At 56.1% G+C, this 24,299-nt stretch carries 25 protein-coding genes; 17 read left to right on the top strand and 8 right to left on the bottom strand.

Annotation, left to right across the window (positions count from 1 at the left end):
- Positions 1-383 precede the first annotated feature (383 nt).
- The 14 genes from Poly51_RS01075 (at position 384) to Poly51_RS01010 (ending at position 11,004) form a co-directional block, all read left to right on the top strand.
- A complete protein-coding gene (locus tag Poly51_RS01075) occupies positions 384-857 on the top strand; it encodes a hypothetical protein (protein ID WP_146453504.1) in 474 nt (157 codons plus the stop codon).
- A 203-nt stretch (positions 858-1,060) separates the two neighbouring features.
- Positions 1,061-1,432, top strand: a complete 372-nt coding sequence (locus Poly51_RS01070) for a hypothetical protein (protein ID WP_146453503.1) — start codon at positions 1,061-1,063, stop codon at positions 1,430-1,432.
- A 766-nt stretch (positions 1,433-2,198) separates the two neighbouring features.
- Positions 2,199-2,459 (top strand): hypothetical protein, encoded by a 261-nt coding sequence (locus Poly51_RS01065; protein ID WP_146453502.1) that lies wholly within the window; start codon positions 2,199-2,201, stop codon positions 2,457-2,459.
- 129 nt (positions 2,460-2,588) lie between these two features.
- The gene (locus Poly51_RS01060) at positions 2,589-3,155 is read left to right on the top strand and encodes a hypothetical protein (RefSeq protein ID WP_146453501.1); all 567 of its coding nucleotides are present in this window, start codon (positions 2,589-2,591) and stop codon (positions 3,153-3,155) included.
- A 140-nt stretch (positions 3,156-3,295) separates the two neighbouring features.
- Complete coding sequence (locus Poly51_RS01055) at positions 3,296-3,598, top strand: hydrolase (protein ID WP_146453500.1); 303 nt, start codon at positions 3,296-3,298, stop codon at positions 3,596-3,598.
- 186 nt (positions 3,599-3,784) lie between these two features.
- Positions 3,785-4,681, top strand: coding sequence for a hypothetical protein (locus Poly51_RS01050; protein WP_146453499.1), 897 nt, complete (start codon positions 3,785-3,787; stop codon positions 4,679-4,681).
- A gap of 138 nt (positions 4,682-4,819) precedes the next feature.
- On the top strand, positions 4,820-5,182 hold the full coding sequence (locus tag Poly51_RS01045) for a DUF2513 domain-containing protein (RefSeq protein WP_146453498.1): 363 nt from the start codon (positions 4,820-4,822) through the stop codon (positions 5,180-5,182).
- Between the two features lie 1,117 nt (positions 5,183-6,299).
- The gene (locus Poly51_RS01040) at positions 6,300-6,668 is read left to right on the top strand and encodes a hypothetical protein (protein ID WP_146453497.1); all 369 of its coding nucleotides are present in this window, start codon (positions 6,300-6,302) and stop codon (positions 6,666-6,668) included.
- The gene (locus Poly51_RS01035) at positions 6,665-6,859 is read left to right on the top strand and encodes a DUF2997 domain-containing protein (RefSeq protein ID WP_146453496.1); all 195 of its coding nucleotides are present in this window, start codon (positions 6,665-6,667) and stop codon (positions 6,857-6,859) included. The genes Poly51_RS01040 and Poly51_RS01035 overlap by 4 nt, the downstream gene beginning before the upstream one ends.
- A 59-nt stretch (positions 6,860-6,918) precedes the next feature.
- Positions 6,919-8,403 (top strand): AAA family ATPase, encoded by a 1,485-nt coding sequence (locus Poly51_RS01030; protein ID WP_146453495.1) that lies wholly within the window; start codon positions 6,919-6,921, stop codon positions 8,401-8,403.
- A gap of 281 nt (positions 8,404-8,684) precedes the next feature.
- Positions 8,685-9,128 carry a membrane or secreted protein gene (locus Poly51_RS01025; RefSeq protein WP_146453494.1) on the top strand — a complete coding sequence of 148 codons (444 nt, stop codon included), beginning with the start codon at positions 8,685-8,687 and terminating at the stop codon, positions 9,126-9,128.
- Positions 9,129-9,266: 138 nt separating this feature from the next.
- A complete protein-coding gene (locus tag Poly51_RS01020) occupies positions 9,267-10,235 on the top strand; it encodes a hypothetical protein (protein ID WP_246114192.1) in 969 nt (322 codons plus the stop codon).
- Positions 10,235-10,480 carry a hypothetical protein gene (locus tag Poly51_RS01015; RefSeq protein WP_146453493.1) on the top strand — a complete coding sequence of 82 codons (246 nt, stop codon included), beginning with the start codon at positions 10,235-10,237 and terminating at the stop codon, positions 10,478-10,480. The genes Poly51_RS01020 and Poly51_RS01015 overlap by 1 nt, the downstream gene beginning before the upstream one ends.
- A 77-nt stretch (positions 10,481-10,557) precedes the next feature.
- Entirely contained in the window at positions 10,558-11,004 is a 447-nt protein-coding gene (locus Poly51_RS01010) for a hypothetical protein (RefSeq protein ID WP_146453492.1), read from the top strand.
- On the opposite strand, the gene Poly51_RS01005 is transcribed toward Poly51_RS01010, so the two are convergent.
- Positions 11,001-11,321, bottom strand: a complete 321-nt coding sequence (locus Poly51_RS01005) for a hypothetical protein (RefSeq protein WP_222435763.1) — start codon at positions 11,319-11,321, stop codon at positions 11,001-11,003. The two genes, Poly51_RS01010 and Poly51_RS01005, sit on opposite strands and share 4 nt — an antisense overlap.
- Before the next feature lie 789 nt (positions 11,322-12,110).
- On the opposite strand from Poly51_RS01005, the gene Poly51_RS01000 reads away from it, so the two are divergent.
- The gene (locus Poly51_RS01000; RefSeq protein WP_146453490.1) at positions 12,111-12,749 is read left to right on the top strand and encodes a hypothetical protein; all 639 of its coding nucleotides are present in this window, start codon (positions 12,111-12,113) and stop codon (positions 12,747-12,749) included.
- Positions 12,750-12,787: 38 nt separating this feature from the next.
- Here the strand turns inward: Poly51_RS01000 and Poly51_RS00995 are convergent, their stop codons facing one another.
- From Poly51_RS00995 to Poly51_RS00975, 5 genes are all read right to left on the bottom strand, one after another.
- Positions 12,788-14,272: a sulfatase gene (locus Poly51_RS00995; RefSeq protein WP_146453489.1), complete on the bottom strand. Its 1,485-nt coding sequence runs from the start codon at positions 14,270-14,272 to the stop codon at positions 12,788-12,790.
- A 65-nt stretch (positions 14,273-14,337) separates the two neighbouring features.
- The gene (locus Poly51_RS00990) at positions 14,338-15,972 is read right to left on the bottom strand and encodes a solute:sodium symporter family transporter (RefSeq protein ID WP_146453488.1); all 1,635 of its coding nucleotides are present in this window, start codon (positions 15,970-15,972) and stop codon (positions 14,338-14,340) included.
- Positions 15,973-16,261: 289 nt separating this feature from the next.
- Positions 16,262-17,581 carry an ABC transporter permease gene (locus tag Poly51_RS00985; protein ID WP_146453487.1) on the bottom strand — a complete coding sequence of 440 codons (1,320 nt, stop codon included), beginning with the start codon at positions 17,579-17,581 and terminating at the stop codon, positions 16,262-16,264.
- Between the two features lie 31 nt (positions 17,582-17,612).
- A complete protein-coding gene (locus Poly51_RS00980) occupies positions 17,613-18,374 on the bottom strand; it encodes an ABC transporter ATP-binding protein (RefSeq protein ID WP_146453486.1) in 762 nt (253 codons plus the stop codon).
- Positions 18,375-18,559: 185 nt separating this feature from the next.
- Complete coding sequence (locus Poly51_RS00975; RefSeq protein ID WP_146453485.1) at positions 18,560-19,216, bottom strand: RNA polymerase sigma factor; 657 nt, start codon at positions 19,214-19,216, stop codon at positions 18,560-18,562.
- 144 nt (positions 19,217-19,360) lie between these two features.
- On the opposite strand from Poly51_RS00975, the gene Poly51_RS00970 reads away from it, so the two are divergent.
- Entirely contained in the window at positions 19,361-21,583 is a 2,223-nt protein-coding gene (locus Poly51_RS00970; protein ID WP_146453484.1) for a serine/threonine protein kinase, read from the top strand.
- Between the two features lie 110 nt (positions 21,584-21,693).
- Here the strand turns inward: Poly51_RS00970 and Poly51_RS00965 are convergent, their stop codons facing one another.
- Both Poly51_RS00965 and Poly51_RS00960 read right to left on the bottom strand, forming a co-directional pair.
- Positions 21,694-22,554, bottom strand: coding sequence for a hypothetical protein (locus tag Poly51_RS00965; protein ID WP_146453483.1), 861 nt, complete (start codon positions 22,552-22,554; stop codon positions 21,694-21,696).
- 123 nt (positions 22,555-22,677) lie between these two features.
- Positions 22,678-23,088 (bottom strand): hypothetical protein, encoded by a 411-nt coding sequence (locus Poly51_RS00960; protein WP_146453482.1) that lies wholly within the window; start codon positions 23,086-23,088, stop codon positions 22,678-22,680.
- A gap of 231 nt (positions 23,089-23,319) precedes the next feature.
- Between Poly51_RS00960 and Poly51_RS00955 the strand changes: the two genes are divergently transcribed.
- Positions 23,320-24,285 carry a hypothetical protein gene (locus Poly51_RS00955; protein WP_146453481.1) on the top strand — a complete coding sequence of 322 codons (966 nt, stop codon included), beginning with the start codon at positions 23,320-23,322 and terminating at the stop codon, positions 24,283-24,285.
- The last annotated feature ends 14 nt before the right edge of the window (positions 24,286-24,299 follow it).

The following is a 24,299-nucleotide window of genomic DNA, read 5'->3' as shown; positions in this document are numbered from 1 at the left end:
CTGCAGGTGCGACGCAACAATCGCAACCCAAGCGCCCGTAGGCTAGCCGGGCATCCGACGCCTGTAGAACACCGACGTCTGTAGACAACCGACGCCTGCAAATACCCAACGCCTGTTGATAACCGGCGTCTGTTGAACATCCGACGCCTGCATACTGCAAAGCGCCTCGCATCCAACACCCGCACCAACCAATTTGCTCCGCTGACTGCATGACCGTGAACGTTCACTTCCAAAACTTGCCCCGCTGAACTGGATGCGGTACGCTGCTGACTCAACTGACCCATAGCCCAACGCCTGATTCCGGACGGCGGGTAACAATTGCATGCACCGGAGTACGGCTAGCGAGTTTTGCGAAGTGGTCAATCAAAACTCCGTACCCGGTGATGCACGACGTTCTGGCGATCGAGCGACTTGGTATCGTGTTCGTGACTGAAATATCAAATCCATACGATCCACCCGCATCGGTTCCGGTTTCGTCCAACAGACGCTCCGTGCGCCGCCTTCAATCAATTACGTGGCTGATCGTATTGGGCATCGCAATTGCGACCGGGACGATCATTGCCTTCGCAAACCTGCAATCGGATGACTCTACAGAGGACCGTCGCGACGTCATCGTGTTCTTTGTTGGCCTCGCTGTCATATTCGGCACCGCTGGTTCATACCTAACCTGCCGCTATATCGCTGGCAACATTCCGGCGTACTTCATCGCCGTTGCGTTGGGACTATTCGTCGCCATGCCATTGTTGGTTGGAGGTCCAAACTACACGGGTGCGCTCGCTTTGCTCTCGCTAATCGCTGCGGTTTCGCTTGTGACATCACTCACAACTGGATTGGTATTTCGCCGGATGCTACGATGACGACGGTTGATTGTCGTGCGTTTAGCTGCGTCAACAACAGCCAGAACCATGCGTTGGACCGAAGCCGGGCTTGCAAGGTTTTCTCAAGTGGATGCGTGGACCGTCCCGGCTCGGTCAACGCCGCCGTTACCCGCGCGGAGAGATGAACTGCACACAACATGCGAAGCTCATGGACGCTCAACGATTTAGGCTGCGTTCTCAGCGTGTTTGCACTCGCCGCGTTTCTCCCTCTCGCGATTGTTGGCCGACATCTGTTTCAAGCCAACGTCGATACCACTTCATCTCACGCGTTCGTCGGTTGGGCGTGCCTTGCCATCTACGGACTTGCGGCCCTCTTCAATTTCTACCTGTCTGTGGTTCGTCCGTGGCTGCACACCCGACGAGACAAAGGCGAATACAAACATGTCTCGGGTATTCCGATCGTTCATTCACTCTTCTTACTCGCTGCAATTATGACTTTGCCGCCGAACACGCTGGCTGGTATACTGATGCTGGCGTTGCTCGGGCTCGACACTGGGGCTGCACATTGGGCCGCGTTTGCCTTCGCGTCCGAGTTCCTGCCGAAACGCGGGTAACCATCGCGTGCACCGGAGTACGCGAGCCAGCCGACTTGAAATGGAAAATCCTTCGCGCGTACCCGGTGACGCGTATCGTTACCCGACTGAAACGACTGCCCATACTTAATGTCGAATCCCTACCTCACTCCAATAACTTGCGACACTGCCGCTAATGTCACGCGGGCAAGCAACATCGCGCGTTCTGCGTTCGCTGGTGCAGTGTATACCGCGACCTGCATTGCTCTTTTCGCAACGTACGCGTGCTTGCGCGACGCTATTCCTCCGATCCTGTTTCTTCTGATGTGCGTCGCGATGGCACCGTTTTTACTCGCCATCATGATTCTCGACAAATTCGGATTTGCATCGATAGCATGTTACGTCTTGTCGAGCGTTACATCGTTTGCGAGCAGCTTCGCAGTTCGGTACGCTTTTGCAATACGAAGAAGCCGTCCTTCGATTTCCAAGACGTACGAAGTACCCATCTCAGGCGACGATACTGGCGGGTAACCATCCCGTGCACCGGAGCCGGGCTTGCGGCCGGTTTTGAAATGGTTGACTTTACTCTCCCGGCCCGGTGACGGGTGACGTTATCCGACTCAAATTGAAATCCAACACACATTTCTACTTTGCGCGTTAGCGTAGTATCGGCTCGGCACACTTGATTAATCCCTACGAAAAACAGGCTGCACCCTCGTGCGTCCAAGAACCGCGATCTACACGATGGCTTTACCTTCCCGCTGGACTCTGTCTTGTTGCCGTCGCGTGGTTCACGATCGAACTCGTCTTGCTTGACATGGCTTACGCAACAATGACCAGTGGCGATGAAGTCATGCGCAATGCATTCCTGCTGTTGACCGCGTTAAATAACGCCGCTTCTCTTTTCGCAATCTTTGCTGCTGTTTTTGGTTCGCGACGTGCACTCCGGGGACATTGGGTGATCGCTCTACTTCTTTTGCTTCTTGGTTACTTTGCGATTCTACTTGTTCGTGATTTTGTTGCTCCGCGGGCGATGGAATGGTACATTGTGCGATCTTATACAGGATGAATTGCTTGTGATTCTCCCTATACTGCGGATAACAATGCCATGCACCGGAGCGGCGGTGGTTGCGTTTTTTCGAGTGGTTGACTGTTCTCCGCCGCCCGGTGATGGCCAACGTTCCCCGACTGAAATCACATGGCACATTCCTTTGACATTCGCCACGGCGAGCTGATCGACGTGATTGGATCGCCCGTACGATTTGAGGACGTGACCTTCGTGCCTGCGTCTACACGACTTACTGGCACCAGCTTTTCCGCACAATTCAACTTGATCGATTGGGCTCGCGAACAACAACGCAAACTCCCTGCGATTGTTCGTGGCGACGAAAACGCCGCTTGGTTTCTTGGACGACTGATTTACTTGTTCAACACCGAAAACGTCGCTGAAGATGAACGAATGGAGAAAACGTGCTTCGACGTTTCGTTCGTTGCCATATTAAGTGATGCGTCAAATCTCGCCGTTCCATTCGACTGCTCCGATCACTACGGACGTACTTCATTGATGTTCAGCAGCGACGACGAACCACCACTGGGGCTGCGTTCACGAATCGCGGATGCATTCTACGGCCTAATGCTTGACGAACCGGATTCGTTAACGGACTATGACAACCGAATGTTCCACTCAGGGACTGGGTTTTGGATCGAATTTGGCGTGTCCCACGGTGAACCGTACTTCGACGAAGGCTCGGACGCCGACACGTAATGCAGGATGCGGGGAACAATCGCGTGCACCCGAGCACGCGAGTCGGGCGGATTTCAAGTGGAAAATCTTTCACGCGTACCGGGTGACGCGTGACGTTCGCCGACAGATGTTGATTGACGCTTAACACGGACGTACTAGATTTGGAACGCAAACGCATCATCTATATCGATGTCGACGACACGCTGATTCGAACTTTTGGCACGAAGCAGATACCGATGACGTCATGTGTGGAATACGTCCGCAGAATGCACGCCGATGGACACCTGCTGTATTGCTGGAGTCGTGGTGGCGCGGAGTACTCTCGTGGCGTTGCAGACTCTCTTGAAATAGCAGACTGCTTCCTTGCGTTTCTCCCCAAACCCGACGTCGTGCTAGACGACCGTGGTGCAGACCTCTTGGACTACTGCGAGTTCATCCTTCCAGCAAATGCATCGAATCACTGACACGTGGTCTCGCGGATGGTAAGATTGCCGGTAGCTCGGTGACCGACTTGCACAATACATCGTCTTGGGAATGCGGCGAACCAGGCGATGGACACGGAGCCGCGGAGCCGAGTTTTCTCCAAATGGATGATCGTTCGCCGCGGCCCGGTCATCGCAATCGTTCTGCCGAAAGGAAACCCCACTAACATGGATGATCCAGACCTCACTTCAAGCAGCGGTACGTTTCGGTTCTCGTACAAAACGTATTGGGACCACATCCAGGGTGTGTTTTCTGAACCGAACGGAATTGTCGGGTTCGCATTCGCGACTTTTGGTTCGCTATGGACAGTGTTTGAGGGCTATGCTTCCACACTCTCTCCCAGTCCTAATCGCTTGATTCCGTACGTCGCATTTCTTTTTGTGTCAGTTATGGCGGCAGTTGGCTGGCGTGTTTACCACTACCTGCGGGAATGTCCAGAAGGCTTAGAATCTTTACCAGCGAATTCGTACCGTATCGCACACCTTCAACGGTCGATGTGGGAGTTTCATTTTGCAAAATCACTGCTCGCGGTGCTATTGGGACCGATTGATCGTGAGGCACGCGATCTCGCCGATGGAAAGGTTTTCGTCCCCGCCGAGTCTCCACAGAACTTTCGGGCATATCACGCATGGTTGAGTTCCCGTCCGACTAACTTGATCGAAATGGTGGAGGTTGCGAAGAGACTTCTCGTTCAAGACTTTCCGCGAGCCATCCAGTCGACAGAAGAGAAAGCCGCGGACCCGAAACTCATTCTTGATGTTTGCGTTGCGATTCAGCGAGTCTACGCTGAGGCTGTTGCGTTCGAGAGAGCCTCTCGATCTCTTTTGCCGCCGGAGCGTTGTGAACGCCTCCATGAACTTCAACAGGGATGGTCTGAGCCAGTCAGAGACGCAACGCATCAACTTTTTGAGATCCTACAGAGCATTTGCGATGTTGATCCTAATGCAGACTCTCAATTGAGCTTTACAATTGAGTTTGGTGAATTGCCTCAGGTAGACGACTTTTGCGATGAATTATCTCGGCTCGAATCACAACTTCCAGCGATACTTTCTGAAGAATGGTGAGATTGGCAGAACCAAGTCGTGCACCGAAGGACCGCGTCGCGCTTTTACACATGGAAACCACTTTGGCGGTCCTCGGTGACGACCGTCGTTCGCCGACTGAATCAAAACCTACCAACACATCAGGTCAAGCCGAAAAACATGAAACGCGACATGGACCTCATCCGTAAGATACTTTTCTACATCGAAGAGAATGACGACATCAGTGTCGCAGTTGATGGCTATGACCAACGAGCGATCTCGTACCATATCAGGCTTCTCGATGAAGCGGATCTAATTCACGCTGCAGTGCTGAGTTCAAACAGTGGCGAAATTGTGATTCAAGAGAGCGGGCAAACACGATTGACTTGGTCGGGACATGAGTTCATCGACGCTGCGCGCGAACCAACTCGGTGGAACAAAGTGAAAGCTGCACTCGGTGACGCTACAATTGCAGCTTACATTGGACTCTTGAACCAAGTTGCTATCCACTACGCGACCAAAGCGGCGGGGATCGAGAACTGACTAGAAACGTTCTTTCCACAGCCAAAATGGCGGCGAACCATGCGATGCAACGAAGCCGGTCTTGCATGGTTTCACGAATGGAAAATCAACCTTCCCGGCCCGCTGATCGCAACCGTTATCGGACTGACTCCGCAGATGTTCCGCGTATTCGCTTGCACAAACGATTGCTGCAACGCTTGGTCATCGGTGCGTCGTTCGGCATTTGCGTTAGCAACTCGCCGATTCGGACGTCTTGATCCTCCGTTGGCGATTGCCACAACCCACGCCGCTCGCAGTCCTCGATGTTGTCGTTTGCTTTTCCATCGACCACGTTTTCCAATCTTCGTTCAACGTCTGCAAACGCCGTCGGACGACAATGCCCGTTTACTTGCCGACCCGGTCAACGCCAAATTGCTTGCCGCCCGAACCAATGCCCGTTAAGCTGTGGCAGCGTTGTTGCCACTTCCCGATGTTCGATCAACGCCCGTCCATAAATGCCGATAACCATGCCATCGCTTTACGCTTGCTTGTCAAGCGGCAGTGACGATTGGCGGCAAGCGAGCCGATGTTCAAGGACTCGGTTCAAGAAGCCCGGTGGATGGCTTTGGGATTTGCTTCAGGGGCGCAGCAAAGATCGCCGGCACGCCGCGTCCGTTTGACCTCGATGAGGTGCAAGTGATTGCACCGGAGAGAGTGAATCGTTTGGTTTCACTGGATCATTCGAGGCTTGAGATTGGCTTTGGCGTTGTTGGGGCGGTGGTCACGCGTTCTTGAAGTCACGTCAATCGCCTCCACCCGGGTGAACGCCGTGGGGTGATGGCGGGCTGACCGTTTCTAATGGCGACCTAGCTTGACTCTCAGTCGGTCGAGACCTCTCTACTGCTATTCGGGTGTAATTCATTGGTGCGTCGCAAGCTGACCGCTTCTTCGCAGCGGCTTCCATTCGCATTTTTTGCGTCCAAACACGTAGCTCAGGAGCCACGGCTGTTTCCAATTGTGTCGCTTGCTCAAGAACACCCTGATGCTTCAGACGGCGTCGCTGGACGGCCTAAATTTCGCACCATCTCGCGCTACATGTAGGTGACGGTGGCACTGTAGCCACCGACGTTACCTTTCTTCCAACTCTTTGGAGATGTTTATGTCGCACGTGGTGCAGATTAAGACTCAGGTTCGCGACGCTGCGGCGGTTCGGGCCGGGTGCTTTCGCCTGGGGCTTGATGAGCCGGTCGAGGGCGAATTGAAGCTGTTTAGCGAGACCGTCCGCGGGCTTGGCGTTCAGCTGCGTGATTGGCGGTATCCGGTTGTGTTTGACCTCACGACGGGTGAGTCCAAGTACGACAACTACCAGGGCCGATGGGGCCGACAGGGTCGATTGGACGAGTTCCTACAGGCCTACGCGGTCGAAAAGACCAAGATCGAAGCTCGTCGCAAAGGCTATTCGGTCGCCGAACATCGCCTTGCCGATGGCTCCATCAAAGTATCGTTGACCGTCGGAGGTGCGTCTTGAAGACCATCGACGTGGTCGTCTCGCCCGTTGGTGCTACCCGCGTTGAGACGAATGGATTCACCGGCGATCAATGCCGGCAAGCGAGTGCGTTCCTGGAGCAGGCCCTCGGGCTGTCCCAGAACGAACGACTTAAGGCGGACTTCTACAAAACCGAAGTCCGCGATCAACAACAAGCCCAGCAGTCGTCTTAGCACGCTGACCGGGCTTTTCTTTTGGGTTCAGCACACTTTGTCCGAGGAGGACACACACAATGAAACTAACACAACGAATGAATGAATTGATCCGAGCCTGCTTCGCCGGCATCTGGATCGAGTCGCACGAACATCTCGATGCCATCGCCGAACTGTCATCAATGTGCCGTGACGAAGACTGGCGGTTGGCGGTTTGGGACATCGACCAGGGTTTGCGGCATCCCAACGGATCGGCCATCGATGTCGAGGTCGCCGATCCGTTGGCGGCGGTCCGTGCGGTGTCGTCGATGGCATCGGACGATACACCGTCGTTGCTAGTGCTGCCCAACTTCCACCGCTTCATCGGTTCGGCCGAGATCGTGCAAGCGATCAGTCGAGCAGTGAATGAGGGCAAACAGCATCGCACGTTTGTCGTGATCCTGAGTCCGGTGATTCAGGTACCGGTGGAACTTGAAAAGCTGTTCATCGTGATCGAGCACCCAATGCCCGACCGAGAACAGCTATCCCAAATCGCTGCGGGGATCGCAACGGAAGCGAATGAGATGCCGGAGGGCCGCGAACTAGACGACGTCCTGGACGCAGCAGCGGGACTGTCCCGCTATGAAGCCGAAGGTGCGTTTAGTTTGTCACTGGTTCGTGACGGTCGTCTGACCCCTGATTCGATCTGGGAGCTGAAGACCCAAGCGGTGAAGAAGTCGGGACTGCTGAGCCTGCACCGTGGTGGTCAAAACTTCGGTGCCATCGGTGGCCTTGATACACTCAAAGCGTTCACGCGGCGAGCACTCGTCCACCGCGGCCGATCCGGCACTCAGCCTCGCCCCCGCGGAGTGATGTTGCTGTCACCGCCCGGTTGCGGCAAGAGCGAGTTCTGCAAATGCGTGGGCGTTGAAGTCGGCCGTCCAGTATTGATTCTGGACGTCGGCAGCTTGATGGGTTCGCTCGTTGGTCAATCCGAAGAGCGGACTCGTCAAGCACTCGCCATCGTCGATGCCATGGCACCCTGTGTGCTGATGATCGATGAAGTCGAGAAGGCGTTTGCGGGTGCCAGCGGCGGCGGCAACGACAGCGGCGTGTCATCACGGATGTTCGGCACGTTCCTGTCGTGGCTCAACGATCACGACTCGGACGTGTTCGTGGTCTGCACGGCCAATGACGTGGCGAAGTTACCGCCTGAGTTCAGCCGGGCCGAACGGTTCGACGGTGTGTTCTTTGTCGACTTACCGGGCCGGACGCAGAAGGATGAGATCTGGCGTCTGTATGTCGAACGCTTCGGTTTGGATGCAAGTGATCCCAAGCCGAGTGACGACCAGTGGACCGGTGCCGAGATCAAGTCGTGTTGCCGATTGGCGTCACTGCTGGATGTCTCGTTGGTTCAGGCTGCCGAGAACGTCGTGCCGGTTGCCGTGACTTCATCCGAGTCGGTCGAACGCCTGCGACAGTGGGCGGACGGCCGGTGCTTATCGGCCGAGCAGCCAGGCGTGTACCGATCGGTGGCAAAAGTGACTCGCCGCCGCAGCGTTTCGGCGAAACCATCGATCAACTGACGACTTAGTCGATCGTTGTTGACGCCAACATCCTAGGTCTGTGCCTGAGCTTCTGCGGCGTACGCAATTGCTTCATTGATCCCATCCCCTCAGCCCGGTCGCTTTCACAGCTGCCGGGCTCACTTTGTGAATGGAGACACCTACTTTGACACCCCTACTTTTTGTTTGCATGACGCTTTCGTTTTCGCTTACGGCTGCCGCACTGATGGTGTGGCAGCTGCGGCGACAGCGACGTGGTTTGCAAACGCTCATCCAGAAACTCATACGGAAGGAGTTCCACCGTGACGACGAGGACGCCCACGACTGCGAGACCGATCAACGGTGGGATATTGATCGCGATCGGTAGCCTGATCGTGATCGGTTGTGGCCCCAGCGGCCGAGACCTGAGCGACCAACAGTGGCTCGAAATGCAGAATGACATGCAGCAAGAAAGAGCCGAGGTTGGTCAACAGCGGGACCAACTCGAAACGGATCGCCGCGAGTGGGACCAGCGTGAACGGAGCGATGCCATCTTGGCGGCCGTGATCGCATCAGGCGGCCTGTTGCTGGCGTGCGGACTGCCACTGCTGGTGGTCGCGATTCTGCTTTGGCCCAGACCGTCACCGTCGAGCAGCGAAGCCGTCTGCGACGTGTTGCTCGATGAAGTTGTGCAACAAGCCGCAACAGCCGATGGACGGCGGATCGAGAGCACCGGTGTAACACCCAAGCTCGGTTCACGCGACTAGCGACTAGGTCGCCAGCCCAATAGCGACTCCGGGCAACCGCGAGTTTTCTTTGCCAGACGTTTTGACAACCACAACGCCCCGCCGGCAGTTCGCCAGCGGGGCGTTTTTCGTTTACTTCACTCACAGGAAAACAGAACCATGACCCTCGATACTTTGACCATGCCGATTCAGGCCGCTGAAACCACCACTCCATCGGCCAGCGTTTCGGTAGGCCAGCGACTGCAGGACGAAACCACGGCCGTACGACTGAAGATCCATTGGCCTGGTGTCCGCAAGACGCTTAGCCAGGACCAAACCCGGCAAGCGGCCGGCACGTTCGATGCCGACATCAAATCGGTGTCGGCGTCGAAGAAGTTACTCGACACGGGACATCCCGCTTTTCGGGCCGCGTCCACGGTTCGCAAACAGGCGGCCGACTACTGGAAGAACCACACGCTGCCCTACGTCGAACCCGGCATGAGGCTGATTCGGCGTCGCGACGTGGCTGCCTTCGATGTCCACATGACGACGGTGCGTGCCGAGTTGGCCGAAGCGGTCGAGCAATTGGAACGCCACTACGACGAGATGATTGACCAAGCACGCCAGCGGCTGGGCGATCTGTTCGATCCGGGCGACTACGCGGGCAACCTTCGCGAGCAGTTCGGCATCGAGTGGGACTATCCCAGTTGCGATCCACCGGAGTACTTGCTGCGGGTCAGTCCGCAGTTGTATTACAGCGAGTGTGCCCGGGTACAGACTCGGTTCGACGAAGCGGTTCAGTTGGCCGAGCAAGCGTTCGCCGACGAGCTTGGACAATTGGTCAGCCATTTGGCCGAACGGTTGAACGGCGAGAGTGACGGCTCACCCAAGGTGTTCCGGGATTCGGCGGTGACGAACTTGCTTGAGTTCTTTGAACGGTTCCAGCGGCTGAACATCCGCAGTGATGCGGGACTCGATCGCTTGGTGGCGGATGCCCGTGCCGTCGTGGCAGGGACGATGCCACAGGAACTGCGAGAGCGACCAAGCATCCGCCAGCACATCGCCGGCGAACTGACACGGGTCGAAGCATCGCTGGATGGTTGGATGACGGATCGCCCGCGTCGCAGCATCCTGCGTCGCTCACGGTGATGGCGTTGGACGTTGTCATCAATGCAAGCGGCGACGTACGGATGATCTACCAGGAAGAGATTGATCCGCATTCGCTAGGCCAACCCACCATTCGCCGCGGTTCCCATGTGGAACCGACGGTGGAGGGCAGCTGGACGGCCGATCTGTCGCCCGTCGATGGTCCGGTTCTCGGACCGTTCCCGATTCGATCATTGGCACTTGATGCCGAGATCGATTGGCTCAGTCGTCATTGGCTTTCGCCATAGACGCGAGCTTCACAACCAACCCGTCGGTGGCTGTACACCGGCGGGTTCATTTACACCCACTTCCAAATGGATTACTCATGAAAGTTCCCAAGATCACCGTCGGTCTGCAACAAAAGATCGGCCAACCGAATTTCGGTAGCATCGGTGCCAGCTGCGTCGTCGAAGTCCAACTCGACCAGTTCGAATCCGGGGATGGCGACGCGATCGAACAACGAGTCCGTCAAGCATTCGCCCGGTGTCGCCGCAGCATCGACGACGAGCTCCGAACGCTCACGCCGACGACTCCTAGCGGTACAGCCCCCAACCGAAGTGCCACGCCACCACCGAAAGCCGACCGGCCACGTGGCCACCGTCCGGCCACCGACAAACAGGTCCGAGCCATTCACACGATCGCCGGCAAGCAGGGCATCATGTTGGCCAGTGAATTGCAGGCCCGATTCCAAGTCGCCTCACCGGATCAACTGTCGATCGGCCAGGCCAGTTCCCTGATCGACGCAATGAAAGAAACCGAAGCGGCCGTCTAACCAAGCCGCCATTCAACCGATCGCAGTGCCCTCACCGGCACCGCGATCTTTTTTAGCCCCCAGCGTTTGTTGATCTTGCCATTAGACGTGCACCGCTTGACTAGAACGTCACCTTCGTCCTGAACCTTCACCGTTCGCTGCAAGTCAGCAATAAGCTGTCTAACAGCTTGCGGCCCCAACGTTTCAGCAATCGCACCGGCCAAACCCGAAACGACCGACCGTTCGCCCGATTCGGCAATCTGGTGCAACCAGTGGTGCAACGACTCGCCAGCATCACGATTCACGCCGCAATTCACGCTGTTTTCGCCAGGTGCCATAACGTTGACATCGTGGAGGTCACAGATTCGAGTTCTGTATCGTCCATCCCCAAAAACCCCGTGAAACCGAGCGTTTTGCGGGGTTTTTTCGTGTCTGGACGGTAGCTCTGCAACCTGCGCTCTTATTTTGTAAGGGCAACTGAACGCAGGACATAGTTTCGGAGCGATTTTCACAACTCATCTACGCCCAAAATAGACGTTGTCGCTTGCCCGCCGACTCGCCGGATCCCTACTCGCTCTGGGAGGCAGGCTTGTAGCCATCATCAGAGAGGGTGTTTTCCGCTTTGAAAAACAGGGGACTGCGTTTCGCGACTGGCTAGGAACCAACAACGGGTAAGCCAATCAGCTGCCGGGGGACACGTTTAGGGGCGTTGATGCCTTTAGACGCACCAGCTAGCTCTAAATTCCCATGGCTTGTTGTCGATTGCAATCAAATAAGGCATTCCCCAACCGCAGGCGGAGCCTCGATGGCGATGACGCCCGTAATGCGCTAAGGCTTGTTGCGGTTACCAACAAACTCAACTTAAAGCCAGCCGATTGAGTAGCCAAACACTGTCAGCGGTTGACCGCGTTTAAGGCTTCTGGCGTTGTTGCGTCCACGCCTGTGTTACTTTGGAGGCGTGTCGCGACCGCCCTGCCTCTGGCGTTCCATTGCCTTTGAAGTTCCAGGCAACCTAGACGGTCATCTCGTGGCGAATGTTGCTATTTGGGTGGATTTGTCCGGTGCAGTGATTAGTCTGATCTGCCGCGTTTAGATCCGCTTTGGAACACAACTCCTTGAGTGCTTTTATGTCCTGTATCTTTCGAAATTTACGTGTTTCGTTTGCCGTTCTTGCGGTCTTCGCCGGTGCGATGGACTCGTCTGCGGCCATCGTGATTTCGGTGGGGGCGGCGAGATCGACCAATGTTGATCTCGGGCCGGCAGGTGCCGGCAAGCAGATCGACTTTTTCATTGGTCAGGATGCTGCGTCGAGTGACCTTGTGGCCGGTGCCGTTGCCGATTTCATCCTTGCCGGTGGTTTGATTGTTGATCCGCCGGGACAAGTCGGTTCGATCAGCGGTACGGCAGCGGATCCCTTTTTCGGGTCTGGGAACCTCAGTACTTCAACGATCAACTTCTCTTCCTCGTCGCAGTTTCTGATCAACCAAGAATTCACCAACGCGGCGCAAGTGTTGCCGGAAGTGGGTTCGTCGGCGCGATGGTTCGTGCTGGACTTGGATACGACGGGCTTGGCGGACGGGACCTATGCGATCGAACTGGTGAGTCCTGACGGATCGTTTCTCAGCAGTGTTGGGGGCCTCATTTCTGCCAACAACAATCTAAGCTTCACCGTCTCTCCGGTTCCCGAGCCAAGTTCTGTGGCCATGTTCGCATATTTGAGCGTCGCGGCGGGTTGGCGATTTTCGCGGCGCAAGCGAACCGCATAAGAACGAATCCTCGGTCCGTAACGCGGCGATCGGTTTTTCTAGTTGCCGACGGGATCCGTTTTGCGTTTGCCAAGTCTGCGCTGCAGCTCTTTGCGGCCTTTTTCTCTCAGGTCGCCGATCGATTGTTCGGTCGCGAGCAGTCGCTTCAGCATGGCATCGGCGCGCTCGGGCATGTTGCCTGCCAAGTTGGTTTGCTCGCCGATGTCGCTGCTTAGGTCGAACAACTCGGTGAAGTCTTCGTCGATCCAATGAATCAGTTTGAAGTTGCCTTCGACTAGCGAAAGTGCACGCGTGTCGCCGGTGCTGTCGGGGCGAGCCTGCCACTTGTACCAGAACATTGCATCACGCTGGTAGGTTTCGCCATGAAGGGCTCGAAGGTAGCTGCGACCGTCAACATGTTGCTCGGGGCGCAGCGGTGCGCCGGCCATTTCAAGCATGGTGGGATAGTGGTCGGTGCCGGTGACTTGAACGGAAGACGTTGTCCCGACGGCAACATTGCCGGGCCACTTCACGATCAACGGAACCCGCGTTCCGCCTTCAAAGATTGATCCCTTGCCTTGTCGCAAGGGTGCGTTGGTTGTGGCAACGCCACGACGATTTTCGAGACCGCGTGTCGACAGTCCGCCGTGATCCGATGTCAGGATGATGATCGTGTTGTCTTCGATGCCTGCGACGGTGACCGCACGCATGATTCGGCCCAACGAATCGTCCGTCTTCTCAATCATCGCCGCGTAGGTCGGATTGTTTTGGATCGTCTTGGTCATGCCTTGTCGATCGATGACAAAGTCGGCGTCGTCTCGCTTTCCGCCCACCGCGACGCCGGCCTTTCGCAGCTTCTTGCTGTACTTTTGCGTGACGTCGTCGGGGGCTTCGATCGGCGTATGAACGGCATAGTGCGCCATAACCATCAGGAACGGATCGCCCTTATTCGCCTGGACATATTCGACCGCCTTGTCGGTCATCCGATCGACCAGATAATCGCCGTCACTGCTGTCGATCGGATTCTCGACGGAGTGCCCTTTTTCCACCGAAAAGGGATGAAAGAAGCTTCCGGTTGCGCCCGCCGATCCGGAGTGAACGATCGTGTCGAATCCTTGTTTTCCCGGATCACCGCCTTCGTGCCCCAGGTGCCACTTGCCGATGTAGCACGTTTGGTAACCAAAGTCCTTCAATGCCTCGCCGAAAGTGACGTCGCCCAGTGGGAGGTGATGTTCGTGTCGGCCCGATTGGATCGATTCGTTTTCAATTCGGCAGGGATATTTTCCGGACAACAATCCCTGTCGCGAAGGAACGCATCGCGGATAGGCGGAGTAAGCATCGGAGAATCGCATCCCTTCGGCGGCGAGTCGGTCCATGTTCGGCGTGTCATAAAACGAGCTGCCGTAACAGGAGAGATCGCGGGCGCCAAAGTCGTCGACGAAGAACAGTATGATGTTCGGCTTTTCCGCACCTTCGACCGTGGCAATTGCCTGCACCGCAATCGCGAAAAAAAGTGTCACCGAGAGGATTAGTCGCTTTCGCATCTTTGGTCCTGGGAGAGTTATTTGCTTCGCATGAACAGGTAGGTGACTGGGGATACACCGATCGTCTAGAGATCGAGCACCGTGAAGTCGGCGAATGTGGCGTAGATGGAGATCACGATCACGATCAAGACCAGACCGACCGGAATTGCGTAACGCCATGGTGTCATGTTCACCGCGCCGACATCTTGTTGGACAAACTCGGTCTCGCGTGGCCAAATTTCGCCAATGACCAACTGCATGATCACCAGCCAACTGAATACGAGTCCGAGGAAATGGAACTCGTGAAGTGAGGCAACGATCTTGTCGAACGGTGGTACGAAATAGCCGGTCGCGATCACGATGAATCCCATCAGCAGCGCCAGTTTTGCGGCGAACGCCGGAACCCGTTTGGTGACCATTCCGACAAGCACGACGGCAAAGATCGGAATGAAGTACATCCCGTTCATCTTTTGCAGGTAGCCGAAGATGCTGGTCGTGTTGGCAAGCAGCGGCGCGATCGCCATCGCAACGATGGCGACGATCCATCCGAATACTTTGCCGCTTCGCACGACCGAGGCTTCGTCGGCGTTTTTGTTGAACACATTCTTGTAGAGGCCCAGACTGAACAGCGTGCACGAACTGTTCAGTGCCGAGTTGAAGCTGGACAGGATCGCGCCGATCATGGCGGCAGCAAAAAAGCCGGTCAGATACGGCGGAAGCACTTTGTTGACCAGCAACCCGTAGGCTTGGTCCGGTTTGATATCGTCGCCTGCGAAAATGCTATACGCGATCATGCCGGGCACGACCAGATACATCGGGCCGAGTAACTTCAGGGCCCCGGTCAATAACACGCCTTTTTGACCTTCGGCCAAACTGCTGGCACCGAAGGTTCGTTGGATGATCTGTTGGTTGGTCGTCCAGTAGAAAAGGTTCAGCAGGAAGATGCCAGAGAAAATGGCGCCGAAGGGGACCGACGACTTCTCGCCACCGACCGAATTGAATCGCTCTTTCTGTTCCTCGAACAGTTGCGTCGCACCGGCCGACATTCCACCGTCGCCACCCAACATCGAAAGTGCAAAGATGGTGATCATGAGTCCGCCGACCAGCAGGCCGATTCCGTTGAGCGTGTCAGAGACGGCGACCGTTCGCAATCCGCCGAACAACGCGTAGATTGAGCCGATGATGCCGACGCCCCAGACGATCACCCACAGTGATAGTGTCTTAGGATCAAGGTCTATCGATTCGGCAAGGCCACCCAGCATCGACGGCACATCCAAGATGCCCATCATCCCCGTTGCGCCGGTGTACAGAATGATCGGCAATAGGATGCCAACGTAAGCCAACAAGAAAATCAAGTTCGTGATGACTTGGGTTTGGTGATCGAAGCGAATTTCCAAGTACTCGGGAAGCGTCGATACGCCGCTTTTGAGAAACCGTGGCAGGAAAAACCAAGCCATCAACACCAACGCGATGACGGCCACGACTTCCCACACCATGACACACAAGCCGTCTGTGAAGGCGGCGCCATTGAGCCCGACCATTTGTTCGGTCGACAAGTTGGTCAGCAACAAGGATCCGGCGATCAGCGGAAAGGTCAGGGAGCGGCCACCAAGAAAGTAGCCGCTGCTGCTTTCGTGATCATCGTTTCGCGTGAAATACCACGTCAGTACGGCAACCAAGCCGGTGAAGAATAGAAAGGAGATCAGCGTGACGGAGAGCATACTTCGGACCTATGAGTCTTTCATGAATTGAATCGGTGGCTCTCGTGACGTCGTTCGATGATCGGGCACCGAAGGTCATCGGCGATGAGGAATCGCCTCACTGTCGTTTATGGACCCGACGAACGCGGATCACGAGATCGCTAGCTTATCGTACCGGCCGCCATCGGATGAGACGCAGAGCCGTGATTCCGCCCTGAAAAATCGCTGCTTTTTACAATCTCGACCGGGATGCCCGAATCGCGGGTGTGGTGTTCCGCGTTTGCTTGGGTTTTCGTTCCATGCGGCGTTCCTAGCCGCGAAGGAAGTTGCGTCGAAACAGCAAACTGGCAACCGACATCATCACAGTCGCGAATGCCAACTGAACCGCAACCGCGAACAGCATCTTGGAATTCGCAAGACTCATTGCATCCCAAAAGTACCCTTGGAACGCCGACATCGACCAATAGGTCACCATGCTCTTGGTCAGCATTTCGACGGGAGCGGGTAGGTCAAGCAATTGAAGCGGAAACATGCATCCGCCCAACGACGCCAGCGTCAGCGAGATGATCGGGGTCATCGATTCGGCTTGCTTTCGTGTCCGCGAAAACGACGCGATCAGCATGCCCAGACTCGTTGCGGCCAACGTCCAAACGGCCGAAATCACCAGCAGCGTGATCGGATCACGAAACACGCCCACGCGGAACACGAGTTCGCCGTACAGCAACATGACCAGCATTTGCAACATGCCGATGATGAACGTGAACGTGACTTTCCCCCCAAGAATCGTTCCTCGCGGGACGCTGGATGACAGCAGTCGCGACAGCGTTCCTTCGTCCCTTTCGGTCAACAGCGTCGTTCCGCAACTCGCCATTCCGAACATCAGCATCATGACCGAAACGCCGGCAACGCTTTGGGCAAGCTGGTACGTCACTCGTTTGGGGCGACTCGGCGGCGCCACGTCCTCGGTCTTGATGGAGTCCGATTCGCCGAAGAATCCCCACTGGGCCGCGTCGGTTTCGGCCAGCGGATTGGTTTCACTGCTGCTGACCCAGCCGTCGATGATCTGAGTCATCCGATCGGCTTGATCCGAGAAACGGTCCAGTTGATCGTCGGGCATCCCCGCATCGGCAAACTGTTGTCGCAGCGCCGTTGACCAATAGTCACCTCCGCGAACCGAAAACATGGCCTGAGTGATTCCCAACTGAATCAATCGATCTTCCATCTCGCGACCGGGGTCTCGAATCAACCGGAGGCCCTGTTCACCACCTTCGGCAACGGATGCTTCAAAGCCTGATTCGATCACCAACACATGACTGGCATCGCCGTCGGCAACTTTGCAAGTGATCCCATCGACATCGATTTTTTGGTCCACGTTGGGCATCACACGCAGCATCTCGGACGACCGCAACGATTCGATCAGGTTGGCGCTCGCGTCGGTTTGATCCTTGTCGGCGATCCACAACGAAACCCTGGGCATGACATCGCTGCCGTTGCCCTGGCCGAATACGAATCCGAATACCGTGACCAGCGAGATCGGCAATAGAAAGCCGAGCAGCAACGCCATGCGGTCGCGAAAATACAGCCGAAGGTCTTTCCGTGCGATCAGCCAAGTGGTTCGAAGCCAGTTCATGAAGGAGTCCGTAGTTGATTGATCGCGAAGGTCATTCGTCGCGAAGCGAACGCCCGGTCAGGCTTAAAAAGACAGTTTCCAAGTCGGCGTTGGGATCGCCAACGTCTTCCGCGAGTTGTTTCGCAGATCCCAATCCAATCACCTTGCCGGCGTTCATGATCGCGATCGGATCGCACAACCTTTCCGCTTCTTCCATGTAATGAGTCGTATACACGATCGTCATTCCTGATTCGTTCAAACGCGTGAGCGCATCGAACAGGTGCGCGCGGCTTTGCGGATCGACGCCCGCGGTTGGTTCGTCAAGCAACAGCAGTTCGGGTTGGTGAAGTTGTCCGATCGCCAGGTTCAATCGTCGTTTCATACCACCGCTAAACGCGCCCGTGCGATCTTTGGCGCGGCTTTCCAGTCCCGCCAACTCGAGGGCGCGATCGACCTGTGCCGTTAGCTCGGCACCCGCAAGTCCCGCCAATCGGCCGAAGAAGTCAAGATTCTCCATCGCGGTAAGATCGTCGTAGATCGCTAGGTCCTGAGGAACAAAGCCGATCCGTTTGCGATGTTCGACATTTTCGGCAGGTTGGAACGGTTCGCCGCGAAACATCATCTTGCCCGACCACTGTGATAGCAGGCCCGCGATGCACTGAATCGATGTCGTCTTCCCCGCACCGTTGGGGCCAAGAAGTCCAAAGAACGATCCTTCGGCAACCTGCAGGTCCAAGGAATCGACCGCGACCTGTTTTCCGTAGTGGTAACTCAAATGGTTCAGTTCAAGGAGCGGCGTAGACGTTTGATTCATGGTGGTCGTCAACAAAATGCAAAGTTGGGTGGACCATCGCTGGGCACGAGTCCACGGATGCAAAGGCGCGCAAAATCAGTGAATCAAAAACGAAAGCTTCCATCGAAGAAGGCGATCGAATGACTCGGTCCGGATAGTCAGGCCCTTGAGCGATCGGAAAGGGAGGGCATGTAATCGCGGCGCAGTTATCGCGTCGGCTTGACGTCTTCGAGCAGCTTTTCCAGTTGCCGCATGCTTCGTGAAAGCAGAACGCGGATCGCGACGTCGGTTTTTTCTAATTGTTCGGCGATCTGTTTCGTTGCCAATCCGTCGACATAACGCATGCGAATGACTGTTCGTTGTTCTTCACCCAGACTTGCGATGGCTTGTTGCATTCGGTTCAGCCGAACGTCTTGGCTGAACGCTGCACTGGGGGACGTCATGCTTGCGGCCAGCATCTGTTCCAGCCCCATTTCTTGATCGCCACCGCCCGCCGGTGCGTGCAACGATTGTTGACGACGCGAATCACGTCGCTGGGCACCGAAGTGAAAGCGATGGGCATCGACGACGCGGCGACGCGCGACTTGCTGCAACCACTGCATCGGTTCGTATTGGTCCAGCGGCGCGGTGTCCAAGCTAGCGACGGCGGTCGTAGCGACTTCCTGAAGCAGATCGTCCAGTTCCACCGCGCTCAACAGACGCGCCGTTGTGATGGATCTTAGAAAACCCGTCAAACCCGATCGATGCCGTTCGATGTACCGGCCCAGCGAATCGGCATCGTGTTGTTTGATGCGATCGATCAGCGATTGGTCGATCGCATCGTCGGGGGCATCGCCATCGTGGATCGATTCGTTCACAGTCATCTTGGATGTTCTCGATTGGAAACGCATTGCTGCAAGGGTCGACACTCGACCGACTATGTTGGGGGAGGAACGGTCTCCCATCAGAAAAGCAAACCTATAGAATAGCGAATCCGTGACCGACCAAGACCATCCGAGTGAAAACCAGTGAACACAACAATCGCTTCTGATGCCGCGCCGATGGACGCAGACGATTGGTTGGGCGAGTGCTTGGGACGGCTTGCCGACAACGGGTGTGTCGATGATCCGGCCGAACTCGGTTCGTATTTGCCGGCGATTGACACCGACACGCGTCGCATCTTGCTGGTGGAATTGATCAAGCTCGACATGGCGATGTCCGCGGAAACCGGGCGTCTTCGACGCATCGATGCCTACCTGTCCATCGATCCAAGCTTGCTGTCGCCCGACCATTTGCCGCTGGATTTGGTGATGGAGGAAATGCAGTTGCGAAAGGAGTTGGGCGAGTCGCCGGATGTGGCCGAGTACCAAAGTCGTTTCCCAAAGTTGGCGGCGCTGTTGTTGCCGCTGGAGCAATCCATCGCCGCTATCTCGTCCGCGGCTATGGCGGAAGTGCCGCCGGAGATCGGCATCGACGAACAGATTGACGACTTCCGGATCTTGCAAAAACTCGGTCAGGGTGCTTTTGCCCAGGTCTATTTGGCTCAGCAGATTTCGATGCGACGGCTCGTCGCGCTGAAGGTGTCGTTCGGCAAGGGGGGCGAGTCTGAATCGTTGGCCCAATTCGATCACCCCAACATCGTTCGCGTGTTCGACCAACGCATGCTCGGCGATTCTTCGGTGCACCTTTTGTACATGCAGTTCGTTCCGGGCGGCACGCTTGCCGACGTCGTGAAAACGCTTCGATCGTTCGTCGCCGCGGAAGGTCGGGCGGGCGTGGGCGGATGGTTGCTGTTGCGGTCGGTGGATGAACAATTACTCGAAGCCGCGCAAGTTGTGCCCGATCAATCATCGACGCGCCAGTGGATTGCCGCATCGCCGTGGCCCCAGGTGGTAGCCTGGGTCGGAGTCCATCTTTGTCGCGCCCTCCACGAAGCCCATTCGCAACAGATCTTGCACCGCGACGTCAAGCCGGCCAACGTGTTGTTGTCGGCCGAGGGAATTCCAAAACTTGCTGATTTCAATGTCAGCTTTTCGGATTCGGAAGAACACGCTGGCAAAGTCGCGTCGTTGGGCGGTTCGTTGGGCTATATGTCGCCCGAGCATCTGCGTGCGATCATCGACAAAGACCATGCCGACCAAGACACGATTCGTGAGCCGGCAGATATCTATTCGTTGGCCGTGCTGTTGTGGGAGTTGTGGCAGAGTCGGCGACCGTTTCAAACCAGTGCGATGCCATTGTCGTGGAGCGATGCGGCCGAGGACCAATTGGCGTCGCGAGATTGTGCGATTGCCGTTCCGCATTGCGATGAAACTGCGCCGCACGCAGCGGCGGAACGTGTGCTAGAGAAAACGCTACGCCGCGCGTTGTCGGTCGAACCGGCCGATCGGTTTGGCGACGGCGCCGAAATGGCGGGACGTTTGCGTTTGTCGTTGTTTCCTCAAGCGGCGACGTTGTTCGATCCACCCGAGTCGTCTTGGCGAGCCTGGTTGTCGCGTCAGTCACCGTGGGTGATGGCTTGTTTGGTGCTATTGATCCCTCACGCGATCGCCGGCGGTTTGAATTATCAATACAACATGAACGAAGTCATGCAGACCGAGTCGCTAAAGGAAACGCTTCGATGGATTTCGTGGATCGTGAATCTGACCTATTTTCCGCTGGCGACCGTATTCGCGATCCTGCAAACACGCAGCATGGTGCGCGCCGTTGATTGTTCGCGTCACGATCAACGGGTCGATAGCCGCGACTTGGGAAACATGTTGGAACTGGGGCATCGCGCGGCGATCATCGGCGGTTCGATGTGGATTTCGTCGGGAATTTTGTTCCCGATCATCTTCCATTACCTCAGTCCCGATTTTCATGTGATGGCATCGCTGCAGTTGTTTCTATCGTCGTTGATCTGCGGCGGCATCGGGATGGCGTATCCGTACTTTGGGATGGCATGGTTGGCCACGTTCGTTTTCTATCCGCATTGTTTGCGAAGCACGATGCAGGACACGGACTTTGACACGCGAGCGGAACGGATGGTCAACCGCAGCTTGGTCTATACCTTGATCGCGGCGTTCGTGCCGTTGATCGGTAGCGTGCTGATGATCGTGATCCCCTCATCATCGCGGTGGTTCATGCTGGCCGCGGTGATCGCTGGCATGCTGGGGTTGTTGGTCGCGTGGTTCATCCACCACCGTGTGGTGAAGGCTTGGTCACAAATGGGACAAGTGCTATCCACGAAGGGAACGACGATGCCGGAGTGAGCAGACGTCGCGTTGAAGTTCGTGCCGGTGTTGCTGTCCACAAATGCGAAAGCCATTTGGTCCGGTTCCAGAGCAAATGACTTTCGCTATTTCGATCGTGACGCGATTATCTACCGCGTTGTCCCGTCGACTTCCGCCGTGCTGGCACCCAGCTTCTCGACCGCCATTCGCAATTCGTCCACGTTGACCGTGTCCGTTGTCACCGCCGGAGCGATTGCCTGGATCGCGGCTTGTGCCGAAGCGTTGGACGCTGGAACACTGGACGCTGGAACACTGGGTGCCGATTCGCTAGGGGCGAATTCCGGCTGCGAAACTTCGGTGCTGACTTGCGTGATGACGGGGGCAATGACCGGAATCGTTGCCACCGCCATTGCTTGAATGTTGTTGGCTTCGTCGATCTCCATCCATTCGTCGTGACTGTCGATCGCGACAACCAAGCGTTGGAATCCGATCACCACGCCGTGATTGTTACCCATCGATATCGCTTCGATCGGCAGCGTGATTTCGACTTCCGCCGCCGTGCAAGGCTCGATGGCACATGTGCGGACGGTCGCATTGGGACAGTGCGGTTGGATCGCGCCCAAGAGGGCAACCAGCGATACATCGACGCCGTCCACGCGATGCTGGCTTTGATTCATGACGACGATCTTGAATCGAGGTCCGACCGGGTTTTGCAAATCGCCACAGCGATGCACCGACACGATTTGCAGGTCGCCGATCTGATCGGATGGTATCGACGCGAAACCGAACGGCGTTGATCCAGCGATGTTGCCGACGGCCGCGGAGCGATCGATGCTTTGGTTGACACCGTGTCGCATGACTTGAGCGATGACGTGGTCGCAACGCGGGTTGCCGTGAAGCACCTGCGCCGTATCGATCGTCTGGCTTTGTGCGATCGCGGCGAAGCAGATCGCGATGGTGGTCGTGACGCAAGCGACCATGGTGTATCGAAAGAATCGGATGGTGATCATGGGAAAGCCTTTGAGTGAACTTTTGATTGGGTTGTTTCGTTACAAAAAAAGCCTGGCAACCCCATCGAAAGAGTTGCCAGGCATGGAGTGATTCATTTGCTGCGGTACGCCGCAGTCGTTCGACTAGTAGCAACCCCAGTAGCTGGTGTAGCAAGGTGTGTAGCACGAGTAGGTGTACACAGGTGTGTAGCAGCGGTTGTAGCTGGTGTAGCACGGGTTGTACCAATTCGTGTAGCACGATCGATAACCGTGGCTGCGGTAGCTGCTGTATCCGCCGTAGCTGCCGTAACTGCGACCGTATCCACCGAAGCGACGGAAGCAGGCGGCGATCGCGTCGCTGCTGTTTTCTTCATCGTCGCCCAGCAAGGCATCGACGTCGGCTTGGCCCAGCTGATCGTCGTCGATTTCGACCTGTGCAACCTTTTCGGTTGCGGTGTCCATCTTGGCGATGGCGGTCAGCAGATCGTCGTTGGCCTGGACCGAGCAAGCGAGCAACATCATGGGAGCGATTGCGAACAGGGTTTTCTTGAACATCGTGAAGTTCTCCAAACTTGGCAGAGATAGTTGAGGAAGCGATCGTGAGTCTGCCGTGTCTCGTCGTCGCTGGGCGTCACTTGACTAACCGACCAAGCGACGGCAGCGAGGATGTGTTACGAGAAAGTTTGAAAACTTTTCGAATCGATTTCTCATAGGTAACAAAGTGACATCTTTCACGCTTGGAAAAGGCGAACCCCTTTCGCTTCTTCCTTTCATGTGAGTTTTACGATGAGAAACCGATTTTCTTGCTTGATGCTTGTCGCCTTTCACTTGTTCACCAGTCATCTGCTCTCGGATGTAGCTCTGCTTTCCAACGTAGCTCTGGGTGACGATCCGTTGTTCTCAGAGATTGCGATGGATTCGGTTTTCACCACGGCTGCGGTTGCCTCGTCGGACGTTGCCACGCGAACCGAAGCGTCCGGATTCGACCGCATTACCGGGCCAAGCTCGTTGACCACCGCCTTGGAATCGGCCGGCTTTATCACCAAGCAGAACAAGGAACGCATCTCGATCAAAGTCGAAAACGCTGGATGGAAGTTTCCGGTTTCGATGACGATCGACGTCGAAGCCGACCGTATCGAGTGCCGTATGTCCTTGGTGAAAATCGACCCAGGCAGTGTCAGCAGCGAAATGGTCCTGGCGCTAATGGCGGTCAACAAAGATGTTAAAGACGCGTCATTCGTGTTCGATGGCGATGAAAAGATGATCCGGCTGCAGACCGCTTTCACCAACCGAAACGTCACTACAAAAGAATTGAAACGCCAGCTGTCAAATCTGGCGAACGTCGCGATCGCTCATTCCGATACCTGGATCCAGTTGAAAACGAAATCGACGCCATCGTCGGACTCGCCGACGACGGCCGAAACCAGAGGCACATCCACGGCGGCATCCACGCCGGCTGGCCAGGCTTCGATCTTCGGCAAGTGGGCCGGCAGTTTGCCGTCGGACGCGTCCATCGCCGTGGAATTCGGTGCCAGCGGGACCTTCAAGATGGTTCATCTGGTCGGGAAAAAGGCGGCCATCTCGTCGGGCACCTTGGTCAAGAACGCCGATCAATTGACGCTTTCGGAATCCGGAAAGGCCGATGTGAAGTTTCAGATCGTGTCGGTGACGTCGATCGAAATGCAGCTACGTATCGTCGATTCGTCCGGCAAATCAGGCCTTTCGATCAAATTCTTGAAAGCAAATCCGTAACATCCTCGCCCGGT

The sequence above is a fragment of the Rubripirellula tenax genome (genome assembly GCF_007860125.1).
Classification (GTDB): Bacteria; Planctomycetota; Planctomycetia; order Pirellulales; family Pirellulaceae; genus Rubripirellula; species Rubripirellula tenax.
Note: the sequence above shows the minus strand (reverse complement) of the source record. Positions and strands in the feature narration are given on the sequence as shown.